The 11,135-nt window shown below is 37.0% G+C and carries 12 protein-coding genes and 1 pseudogene; 11 read left to right on the top strand and 2 right to left on the bottom strand.

The window, feature by feature from the left end:
• Nucleotides 1-379 precede the first annotated feature (379 nt).
• From ADA55_RS01395 to ADA55_RS01350, 10 genes are all read left to right on the top strand, one after another.
• Nucleotides 380-1,492, top strand: coding sequence for an ABC transporter substrate-binding protein (locus ADA55_RS01395; protein WP_048678115.1), 1,113 nt, complete (start codon nt 380-382; stop codon nt 1,490-1,492).
• Complete coding sequence (locus ADA55_RS01390; protein ID WP_048678114.1) at nt 1,482-2,315, top strand: alkaline phosphatase family protein; 834 nt, start codon at nt 1,482-1,484, stop codon at nt 2,313-2,315. The genes ADA55_RS01395 and ADA55_RS01390 overlap by 11 nt, the downstream gene beginning before the upstream one ends.
• 100 nt (nt 2,316-2,415) lie before the next feature.
• Nucleotides 2,416-3,270 carry an ABC transporter permease gene (locus ADA55_RS01385; RefSeq protein WP_048678111.1) on the top strand — a complete coding sequence of 285 codons (855 nt, stop codon included), beginning with the start codon at nt 2,416-2,418 and terminating at the stop codon, nt 3,268-3,270.
• Nucleotides 3,267-4,070 (top strand): ABC transporter permease, encoded by an 804-nt coding sequence (locus tag ADA55_RS01380; RefSeq protein ID WP_034313149.1) that lies wholly within the window; start codon nt 3,267-3,269, stop codon nt 4,068-4,070. Before ADA55_RS01385 ends, ADA55_RS01380 begins: the two co-directional genes overlap by 4 nt.
• Before the next feature lie 68 nt (nt 4,071-4,138).
• On the top strand, nt 4,139-5,152 hold the full coding sequence (locus tag ADA55_RS01375; RefSeq protein ID WP_048678108.1) for an ABC transporter ATP-binding protein: 1,014 nt from the start codon (nt 4,139-4,141) through the stop codon (nt 5,150-5,152).
• 26 nt (nt 5,153-5,178) lie between these two features.
• Nucleotides 5,179-5,961, top strand: a complete 783-nt coding sequence (locus ADA55_RS01370; RefSeq protein WP_048678105.1) for a DeoR/GlpR family DNA-binding transcription regulator — start codon at nt 5,179-5,181, stop codon at nt 5,959-5,961.
• A 102-nt stretch (nt 5,962-6,063) separates the two neighbouring features.
• Nucleotides 6,064-6,936: a Cof-type HAD-IIB family hydrolase gene (locus ADA55_RS01365; protein ID WP_048678102.1), complete on the top strand. Its 873-nt coding sequence runs from the start codon at nt 6,064-6,066 to the stop codon at nt 6,934-6,936.
• Between the two features lie 29 nt (nt 6,937-6,965).
• Nucleotides 6,966-7,295, top strand: coding sequence for a DMT family transporter (locus ADA55_RS01360; protein WP_048678100.1), 330 nt, complete (start codon nt 6,966-6,968; stop codon nt 7,293-7,295).
• A 38-nt stretch (nt 7,296-7,333) separates the two neighbouring features.
• Complete coding sequence (locus ADA55_RS01355; protein WP_048678098.1) at nt 7,334-7,654, top strand: DMT family transporter; 321 nt, start codon at nt 7,334-7,336, stop codon at nt 7,652-7,654.
• Nucleotides 7,655-7,750: 96 nt separating this feature from the next.
• The gene (locus tag ADA55_RS01350) at nt 7,751-8,701 is read left to right on the top strand and encodes a sugar phosphate isomerase/epimerase family protein (RefSeq protein ID WP_048678093.1); all 951 of its coding nucleotides are present in this window, start codon (nt 7,751-7,753) and stop codon (nt 8,699-8,701) included.
• Nucleotides 8,702-8,989: 288 nt separating this feature from the next.
• Here the strand turns inward: ADA55_RS01350 and mscL are convergent, their stop codons facing one another.
• Nucleotides 8,990-9,388 (bottom strand): large conductance mechanosensitive channel protein MscL, encoded by a 399-nt coding sequence (gene mscL / locus ADA55_RS01345; RefSeq protein ID WP_048678090.1) that lies wholly within the window; start codon nt 9,386-9,388, stop codon nt 8,990-8,992.
• 544 nt (nt 9,389-9,932) lie between these two features.
• Between mscL and ADA55_RS01340 the strand changes: the two genes are divergently transcribed.
• A complete protein-coding gene (locus ADA55_RS01340; RefSeq protein WP_142398552.1) occupies nt 9,933-10,277 on the top strand; it encodes a hypothetical protein in 345 nt (114 codons plus the stop codon).
• A gap of 664 nt (nt 10,278-10,941) precedes the next feature.
• Here the strand turns inward: ADA55_RS01340 and ADA55_RS31290 are convergent.
• Nucleotides 10,942-11,135: pseudogene (locus tag ADA55_RS31290) on the bottom strand (IS5/IS1182 family transposase); the annotation flags it as partial.

Below are 11,135 nucleotides of genomic sequence, written 5' to 3'. Positions count from 1 at the left end.
ATAAAAATAGACAAACTCGATTTTCATCGAGTTTGTCTACAGTCTGAAACTCTCTTGTATCAAGAGAGTTTTTTTGCATGAAAAGTTATTTAGCTAACATGGAGTTTTATTAACGACGAGCTAAAAAGAGGGTCAAAAGGGTGATGTGTTTGCGTGGGGATTTTTCCCATTCTCTTTTATAGACTTGCTTTTACTTGGTCCTGTTTGCGGATTGTTGTTAATGCTTATGGAGATAAAAGCTGATGAGTAGGAGAAATTAGAGCTGATTTACAAAATCTTAATATTTGGTTTATGTGGAATTAATGTTTACTGATTATGATTAAACCGTAATAAACAGTAATAAACATTAAAGATTCCACACTAAATGGAGGCATTTTTTATGAATCGCACATTCAAGAAGAATTGTTACAAGTCTATTCAAGCTTTGATGTTAGGGGTGAGTGTACTGGGATTAGCTGCTTGTGGAGCTACTAATGAGGAGGCTGCTCCAGTGGTTAAGGATCCAAGTTCGTTAACCTTGAAAGAAATTGAAACAAAGGCAAATGAAGAGGGGACCATTAATAGTGTTGGTATGCCTGATTCATGGGCTAACTGGGGCGAAACTTGGAATGAAGTGATGAAAAAATATACATTGGAACACAATGATACAGATTTGTCCAGTGCGGAAGAGATTGCCAAAATGGAATCTGAAGGAGAGAATGCAACAGCCGATATCGGCGATGTAGGGATGTCCTTTGGGCCAATCGCGGAACAAAAAGAATTAACGATGCCATATAAAACTTCCTATTGGGACGAGGTACCTGAGTGGGCAAAAGATGACAATGGAGATTGGATTGTTGGCTACCAAGGAACGATTGCATTCTTTACTAATAAAGAATTAGTAGATAACCCGCCTAAATCTTGGGATGACATATTAAAAGGGGATTATAAAGTAACAGTTGGAGATGTTCAGCGTGGTACACAGAATCAAATGGCCGTACTTGCTGCCGCTATCGCTAACGGCGGTGATGAAACAAATCTCCAACCAGGAATTGACTATTTTGCTAAGCTTGCCAAGCAAGGCCGCCTTAGCTTGACTGATGCCAAGCCGGCTAACATCGAAAAAGGGGAAGTGGAAGTTGCACTTGTTTGGGATTTCAATGCTCTTGGTTACGCTGACCAAATTAACCGCGATCAATTTGAAGTGACCATTCCAAGTGAAGGTTCAGTCGTAAGCGGCTACGCAACCATTATTAACAAATTTGCAAAGCATCTGCATGCGGCGATGGCAACTAGAGAATATATCTTAAGCGATGAAGGACAAATTAATTTAGCTAAAGGGTTTGCCCGTCCAATTCGCGATGTAGAACTTCCGAAAGAAGTAGCTGAAAAAATGGTTCCAGAAGAACAGTACAAAAATGCAAAACCAATTGAAGATTACAAAGCTTGGGAAGAAACGGCTAAAAATTTACCTCAGATTTGGCAAGAAGAGGTGTTAGTCCATGTCAAATAAAGTAATAGCAATCGTTGTTGATGGTATGAGATACGATAAAGCATGCGAAGCGCTGGGATTTATTCAGCATTTAGTCGAAACGAATCAAGCGTCACTTTACAAAGTTAAGTCGGAGCTTCCAAGTCTTTCCCGTCCATTATATGAAGTGTTGTTAACAGGTACGCCGGCTTCAATGAATGGGATTACGTCCAATCGAGCCGTTCGTTTATCTACTGAGAAAAGTCTCTTTCATCTTACGAAAGAAAACGGGTTAAGAAACGGAACAGTGTCCTATTACTGGGTAAGCGAACTTTATAATCGTGCGCCATTCCATTTTATTGAAGACCGTGAGCAAGAAGATGAATCCAATCCAATTCAATACGGAAAATTTTATTGGGACGATGACTATCCAGATAGCCATGTGTTAATGGATGCAGAAGCTTTACGCAGAAAGTATGACCCTCACTTTTTATATATTCATCCGCTCGGTGTAGATGTAAAAGGAGAAATTTTTGGCTCGGAATCAAAAGAATATCGTGAGCAAATCCTAAAAATGGGAAGCTTTTTGGCACAACTATTGCCAATTTGGATCAAAGAAGGTTACCACATATTAATTACATCGGATCATGGCATGAGTGAATATGGCAACCATGGCGGCATAACTGATGGTGAACGTGATGTACCGCTCTTTATCATTAGTCCAAAAGTTGAGCCTGGCATTTATGGTGAAGTGGTTCCGCAATTAGCTTTTGCACCGCTCGTTTGTGAACTATTAAATATTGAGCCGTCCGATAAAATGATTTCATATCAATTTCCAGGTCTGAAAGGAAAAGTCACCCTGTAAAAACATTAAATGATGATTCAAGATTGACTGGAATTGGTTTAACGAATGTACTGTTAGACCAATTCCCAAATTGTTAGAGAACATAGAGGAGCGAGAAGTCTTGCGAAAAATAAAAAAACAAAAAATTTACTTATTAGCTCTTTTACTGCCATTTATTATTTTTGTGATTGGATTTGAGATAGGACCATTAGTGGCAATGATTAAAAATAGTTTTTATGCAGATGATGGAATTCAAGTTACGATTGATCAATACTTAACCATATTCAAAAGTGAATTTTACTTACAAGCCATTAAAAATAGCCTGGTCATTTCCTTGTTTTCTGCTATAACTTCTGTGATTGTAGCAGTCATTGCAGCCTATTCGTTTACAAAGTTCTCTCAAAAAATACAAAACCGACTACTGATGGTTACCAATATGACGTCGAACTTTGAAGGGATTCCCCTTTCATTTTCATATATTATCTTACTTGGAAACAATGGGTTGTTTACGTTGCTATTTGCCAAGATTGGTTGGGACCTGTTTGCAGATTTTAATTTATATTCCTGGACAGGCCTCATTCTTGTTTATATTTATTTTCAAATTCCGCTTGCCGTTATGCTCATTTACCCGTCTTATCAAGGAATTAGGCAACAATGGAAAGAAGCATCTTCATTATTAGGAGGGTCAACATTTTCATTTTGGCTTCGGATAGGGGTTCCAGTTCTTTTACCTAGTATTGTAGGTACATTCAGTATTTTGTTTGCTAATGCGATGGGAGCCTACGCAACAGCCTATGCATTGGTGGGCAGCAACTATAACATATTGTCATTGCAAATTGCTTCTTTAGTTGCTAGTGATGTTGCATTAAAGCCGCAGCTAGGTAGTGCATTGGGAGTCCTTCTAGCAACGACCATGATAGGGGCGATGTGGTTCAATGAACGAATGATGCGTAGAGTTAGGAGGGATTTACGATGAAGTCTTCATTGACATTTCATAAATTGTTTGTTGGATTACTAGTTATATATTTATTAATTCCGCTTGTAGGTACACTTTTATTCTCGATTGCTGGTAAATGGGATCATACGATTTTACCTGAGAGTTATACGCTGAAATGGTATATTGAATTGTTTCAAGATGAACGGTTTTATGATGCTTTCCGACGAACACTGTTTTTAATTGTCATGTCTGTAGGTCTTAGTGTTGTTATTATGCTTCCGACAATTTTTATTATCACGGTATATTTCAGTAAATGGGAAGGATTGCTCCAAGCCGCAGCCATGCTTCCTTATGGAGTTCCTCCGATTGTTGGAGCCGTTGGATTAATCAAGCTATATTCTGCTGGACCGATTCAAATTGCCGGAACACCTTGGATTTTAATTGGTGCTTATTTCATAACCATTCTACCATTTATGTATCAAGGAATTCGTAACAGCCTTCGTACGCTTAATGCTGTACAACTTGTTGATGCAGCTGAATTACTCGGTGCCACAAAATTCCAAGCCTTTCGTACGGTGGTGTTTCCAAATATTATATCTGGAATTTTAGTGTCTACTTTATTATCTGTCTCTCTTTTATTTAGTGAGTTTGCTTTTGCCAATTTGCTTGTCGGGGGCCGATTCGAAACCCTTCAAATTTATCTGTCCGACAAACTAAACAGCAGTGGTCACTTAACAAGTGCAATTGTTATTACCTATTATTCAATGATTTTACTTTTAACGGGGACTGTATTAAAGCTTACGTTTAGAAACAAAAGAAATCCTGTCGGGTCAAAATAAGAAGCGAATTCCTTCATTTTTTTAAGAAAAATACCGTCATAAAATACTACTTTAGAAGGTGAAAACTAATGAGCTATGTAACCATCGAACAAGTGACTAAGGGATATGACAATCAATTAGTTTTAAATAATATTTCTTTAACATTAAAAAAAGGTGAATTTGCTACACTTCTTGGGCAAAGCGGGTGCGGAAAAAGTACATTATTACGTTCCATTGCGGGACTTGAAGACGTTGATGTAGGAAGAATCTTAATTGATGGAAAAGATATTACTGATTTATCACCGCGTCAGCGTGAAGTCGGAATGGTGTTTCAGTCTTATGCGCTTTTCCCGAATATGAATGTTTTTGATAATATCGCTTACGGCCTTAAAATGAAAAAGGTGAAAAATCTTAAGTCAAAAGTGAAAAATATGATTGATATGGTTGATTTAATAGGAAAAGAAGAGTCTTATCCTCATCAATTATCTGGTGGACAACAGCAGAGGGTTGCTCTTGCCCGTGCGCTTGTCATGGAGCCAAAAGTACTGCTTCTGGATGAGCCGTTAAGCGCATTAGATGCTAAGATTAGAAAAAGTTTGCAAAAAGAATTAAAGAGAATACAGAAAGAATTAGATATCACAACTATTTTTGTTACACATGATCAGGAAGAAGCAATGACGATGTCTGATCGAATTTTTGTCATGAATAAAGGACAAGTTGTTCAATCCGGTTCTCCTTCAGAAATTTATACTTCTCCAGTCAATACATTTGTTGCCAAATTTATCGGGAATTATAATGTCTGTAATATGGAAGTTTTCCGAAAACTTGTTCGCACCAAAGAATTAAAAGGGAATGAAGTTGCCATTCGTCCAGAAGTTTTACAATTAGTTTCTGTTGGTGAAGACAGCTTGGACTTACAAGGGAATTGGGGGATTAAAGGATTTATTAAAGATGTTACCATGGCAGGTAATGTTTTAAGATATGAAGTAGAAACAGAGGAGTGCGCTTTTCATGTAGACTATCTTCACCACCGTGGGGAAATGTTTGAGCAAGGAGCACGCGTTCAAATTCTTGTACCGAAGAAAGAATGCATTATGTTATAAAGTATTGATGATTTAGGGGGAGAAATATGTCTGTTTTGCCTGAAGAAAGAAAGAATGAAATTTTAAAAGAACTTAACAAAATGGGAAAAGTAAAAGTAATAGAATTAGTTGATCAATTTAATGTTTCAGAGGAAACGATTCGACGCGATTTGATGATATTAGAGGAAAAAGGACTGTTAAAGAGGGTTTACGGTGGAGCGATTAAAACAGTCTTTGAATTTGAGGAGCCTCCATTTACACAGCGTACAACGGTGAATCAAGAAGCGAAAATCAAGGTTGGGAAAAAAGCGGTGGAACTCATTTCCAACGGAGATGTGATTGCCATTGATGTAGGTACAACCATGCTTGAATTTGCCCAGTGTATTGAAAATAAAAAAGACATTACGATTTTAACCAATTCTCTTCCTGTGTCGTCTGTGTTGACCGAATTGCTCAATCAAAATAAGTTTACAGGACAAATTCTATTACTGGGAGGACAAATTGATCCAAAGCATCAATCCATATGCGGGGGTCTCACTGAACAGATGTTAAATCAATTTAATATCGATAAAGCGTTCATTTCAGCTGGCGGTGTTTCCATTCAAAGTGGTGTTAGTAATTATCATTTACGTGAAACATTAGTTTCACGCAAAATGGTCGAGGTATCAAAGCACGTCATATTGCTAACGGATTACTCTAAAATCGGTGTCGACACCTTTTGTAAAGTTTGTCCTCTAGAAAAAGTAGATGTGATTGTCTGCGAGCAGCCATTTCCAGAGGAATGGAGAAATGATTCAAAATTAGAGGAAGTCAATTGGATTCAAGCATAGCCCATAAAAGAGATGGAAGAGGGAGTACTCTCTTTTTTTGATAGCAGCAAAAAAAAGCTAGAAAGAAAATTTAATAGATAGAATGAAAAGGAGCTATATAGCATGAGTTTCATTTCGATAGACTTAGACGGAACATTATTAAACGACCAGAATGAAATTAGTGAAGAAAATATAAAGGCGATTCAATATGCCCAAAATAGAGGCTTTGAAGTAGTTATTTCAACAGGACGGGCTTATTTTGACGTTCAAAAAATATGTGAAAAAGCCGGGATATCCCCATTTGTAATCGGGACAAATGGAGCAACCATTCATTCAAAAAGCGCAAAGTGCATTTCTTCTATTACGATAACTAAAGATCGTGTTGAATCCATTCTCCAATGGTTAGATGAACGGAATTATTATTACGAAGTGTTCACTGATAAAGCCATCTATACTCTTAAAAAAGGAAGAGAACAGTTCCATAACGAGATTAAAAGTTTGAAAAGCGCAGATTTGAATCCAGATATGAAAGAATTAGTTGAAATAGCGGAAAGGCAATTTGACCAGTTTGGATATGTTTTAGTTGAAAACTATCATGATATCTTAAAACAGGAGGAAGAATTCTATAACATTTTAGCATGTTCTTTTGATGAAAATAAATTAGAGGAAGCCTGGAACCAATTCAAAAAGTTTGATGAGTTGATGGTCGTTTCATCTGCTGATCATAACATTGAAATTACCAGTAAAAGAGCTTCAAAAGGAATAGCCCTTGAAAAATTGGCTTTCTTGATGAATGGCTCATTAGATAAGGCAATGGCAATCGGGGACAGCAACAATGATTTATCCATGTTCCAGAAAGTTGGATACAGCGTAGCGATGGGAAATGCAAAGGATGTCATAAAAACTGTTTGTACAACGACAACCCTTAATAATGATGAAAATGGGGTAGCTTATGCGATTTATCGATATATGGAGAACTTCGTGGTTCAAAAATAAGTGTCAATGCCAAAGGAGAGAGCGATAAAATGGCATGGATATATATCATAATGGCAGGACTTTTGGAAATTGTCTGGGTGATTGGTCTTAAATATTCACACGGATTCACCAAAATTATACCTAGTATATTTACGGTAGTTATTATAATCTTTAGTTTCTTTTTACTTTCAAAAGCTCTACATTCAATACCCTTAGGAACTGGTTACGCCATTTTCACTGGATTGGGAACGGTTGGAACTGTAGTAATTGGGATGCTTTTTTTGGGTGAGACCATTAATCCACTGAAAGTATTTTTTATGGCTTTAATGATATTGGGGATGATTGGAATAAAAGTTAATCCAGCAGAGCCTAAACAATAAAGGAAATGAACTGATATACAAGGTTAGGGGATGATTCAATGGCTTGGTTTTTTCTTATTATTGCCGGATTTGCCGAGATTGGTAGTGTTATTAGCCTGAAACGTGCAGACGGCTTTAAAAAATTGCTCCCCTCTGTAGCGTGTCTTTTTTTGGGTAGTTTAAGCTTTTATTTTCTATCCTTGTCATTAACTTCTCTTCCAGTCGGGACTGCCTATGCAATATGGACCAGTATCGGCTCAGTTGGAAGTGTTTTAGCAGGAATGTTTTTCTTTAATGAACCTAGAAGTTTAAGATTGAACCTCTTCATTATGTGTATCATTGCAGGGGCTATAGGTATTAAAATGACTTCTGGACATTAATCGAAAAATACTTTTTGAAACAGCTAGATAAAATCGTAAACAAGAAAAAAGAAAATCAACAAAAAAATTAAATACTTAATTGAAGGTGGGGAAAAAATGAAAATTGGATTAGAAACAGAAAGCTATCACTTGCAATTTATTACAGGGCGAATGGATATTTTCGGTTTTATCAGAAAAACAGCTGAATTGGGATTAGACGGAGTCATGATCAATATTGTTCCATGGCCAGGGTTGTCAGGATGGGGCACTTTAGAATCATTTGAACCGGAATATTTAGACAGAGTAAGAAAAGAAATTCAAAAGTATGGATTTTTCGCTGAAATAGACACAAATGGAAGCGATCCGGAACATCTAAAAGAAGTCATTAAGGCAGCACATAGAATCGGAGCGGATGTGATTCGTACGTATGCATGCTTAGGAGAGTATGATCCGGAAAGATTGAAAAAAGCACCAGAAGATATCAAACAAATTGTACCATTATTGGAGAAATACAGGATAAAACTAGCTGTGGAAAATCATGAGGAAGAGTTAACAGTTGAGGTTATCCAAATAATAAATGAAGTCAACAGCCCTTGGGTTAGCGCTCATTGTGATGTGGGCAACGGAATGATGGCATGGGAGGATCCGGTTGAAGCTGTAAGAAAATTAGCGCCATATGCATTCACAACCCATTTTAAAGATCATATTATCATTCATGATGGCGAGGATTATAGGGTATGTGGTGTACCAGTAGGGACAGGCAATATTGATACTGAAGAATGTTTTAAAATACTGGTTGAGAAATCTACCCTAACTAGAATCAACGTTGAAATGTGTTTTCCATATGCTGTTAATTTCAAGAGAGAGCTTGGTGCTGGCGGAGTCTTTGCGGTTGGAGAAGGAGCTTTCAAAGTCGAACAACCTCCTTATGATTTAAGTGTCATTAAACCATTGGATTACTATTATCCTCCAAAAGAACTTTTAGAACAAATGATTGAAGATCAAGAAAAAGGTACAGAGCAATCGGTTAAGTATACCCTTGCTTTACGCGATAAATATTGCCGATAAATAATATGTAGAAGCAGGGGGAGGGGATAATTCTGTTCATATAATAAAAATTATTACAGCAGTACTTGCTATTGGGTTGATAGAGAGCCTCTTTTGATTGCCAACATTACTGTCACTTTGCTTTACGAATTCCGACACACGGTTATTTAATAAGTGTCGCTTGTCTTGTTATAGTAACGTATACGTAGTTCATTATGACATTAAAAAGCCCCTCTCAATTAAGAGAGGGGCTTTTGCTTATTCTGATTTTTGACTACTTCTGCACTTTTTCACTGATTCTTTATATAATTATGATGTTTCATCCTGCCGTGCATTTTTTTGTAAAAGATCACGGATTTCCTTTAAATATTGCTCGGATTCAGGTACCGCTTCCAATACCTCTTCCTCGTTCGCTTGTTTTTTTCTAATAAGAGAATTCGCTACCTTCATAAACATGAAAATCGCGAATGAAATGATCAAGAAATCAATCACAGCTTGGACAAATTGACCGTATTGAACATCTGCTTTTCCAACTGTGATAGATAACGAAGCAAAATTGACCCCACCTAATAATATTCCTATTAGCGGTGTGATAATATTATTTACTAGTGATGAAACGATCTTTCCAAAAGCAGCACCCATTACTACAGCTATCGCAAGATCGAGAACGTTTCCTTTGGTAATAAATTCTCTGAATTCCTTTAACATTGTAACTACACCTTTCTTTTTTCAATTGATAAAAGCATATCAGAAACATGGTGAAAATTAAATAGTGTAAGAGACATCCATAATTCAAAAGATAGGACCATCCATCCGTTTAATCATTTGAATCCGTTAAAATAATGCCAATCACGACACTACGATCAAAGGAGATAAAACGCTATTTTCCATTCGAAACCATTAAAGAGCCGCTATAATAAAACATCTTATTGAAGAAGGATTTAAGAATGGTCATGGAACAAAGAAAAAAAGTAATGCAAGGGCAGAGTGGGAACGACTAAGGCGTCATTTTTCAATGTCTAGATGGTAGGTAAAGTTGTTTTCACCAAATTGAGGAAGGGGTGAATATAAATGTATTCGTTTGGCGATAATTATAATATTGTACTACCCCCTAAGTGGTACTCCTCCATTGTTAAAAGCCCTTCTCTTAATTGAGAGGGTTTTTTGTTTTGGGATTTGTTAAATGGTTTTTCTGAATAGGAGGATTTTACGTTTCATTTGGAGAATGTTTTGACTAATGGGGGTGGATTATTTGAGACAACATTTTGAACAGGATTTATCTAGAGAGGATATTTTTAGAATGATTGTTAAGCACCTTGATGTATTTCCGTTGACTAGTCTAGAGGCTATCAGAGAAGTGATCAGGAGTTCATTAAATCAAAGAGGCTTGATAGGGGGGATGACCACACAAACAGGAGCCGCTACATATAACCGGAAAATATCAGACCAGGATATCCAATTAATAAATGAGTGTATTTGTGACCTCTTAAATAGCCGCGTTATCCAACCTGGTATTAATGATGTCAATCAGGATTTACCATGGATTTCTGTTTCTGATAAAGAGAAACTTGAAACATTGGTGAACTCCCAATCTTAACTTTTTACATATCAAAGCCCTTCTCTATATCGAGAAGGGCCCAGTTTGTAGACAAAGGGGGTTCGGAATTAAAAAATTTCGAACCCCTTTTAAAATTCCCTTTGACATTTTGACCAAAGGTTAATAGATTTAGGCTCTTGGAGTCACTATGTTATGCCATTTTAGGACCTTGCCATGTCCTCGTGGCCATCTTTTTTAAAGCATCGCTTGCATCGACAATTTTTAAGTCCCTTTAAAGTTGTCCAACGTATACCTTGCTTGCCAGATATTCCGTGTCACTTCTTTTTGATGGTCTTTGCTTTCTGTACACCGTGATATATATATGAGCATGTTGCACAAATTTGTTTTGACGATTTGTACTCGCGATAGCCCTCATTATTTGTTGTTTGAGTACTTTAAAGTTTCGCCCGAAGTGGCAAAGGTAAAAATCAATGTGTTCATCGTAAACATAGTCATGTTTGCGATAGGATCCTTCTTTTGTTCGAGGACGTGTATAGGGTAAAGCAGGTGTGATTTCTTTGTTAAATAGGTAGCTTGTAATCGTTGGTGTTTGATAAGCTGCATCTGCGGCAACTGCTCTGGTTTTCCAACTTTCTCAAACACTTGCTCAATAAGTGGCTCCAAAATATGACTGTCATGTGTATTAAGGTGTTCAATCGTTCCCAATACAAAAGGAATATTGAATGAATGTCAGTTTAACTAAAATAACTGGATCAATACTTGGGCGTCCTACCTTTGAATACATATCTTTCACCAAGTCATAAATGAAAGTGACGTCAATGGAAGCCTCAATTTTACGCACCAAATAGTTCGCCGGCACCAGTTGGTCTAAAGTAATCATTTCAAGTTGATCTCGTT

Origin of the sequence: Bacillus sp. 220_BSPC, from assembly GCF_001054655.1 — a bacterium.
Taxonomy (GTDB): domain Bacteria; phylum Bacillota; class Bacilli; order Bacillales; family DSM-1321; genus Peribacillus; species Peribacillus frigoritolerans.
This window is presented reverse-complemented; position numbering and strand designations above follow the sequence as displayed.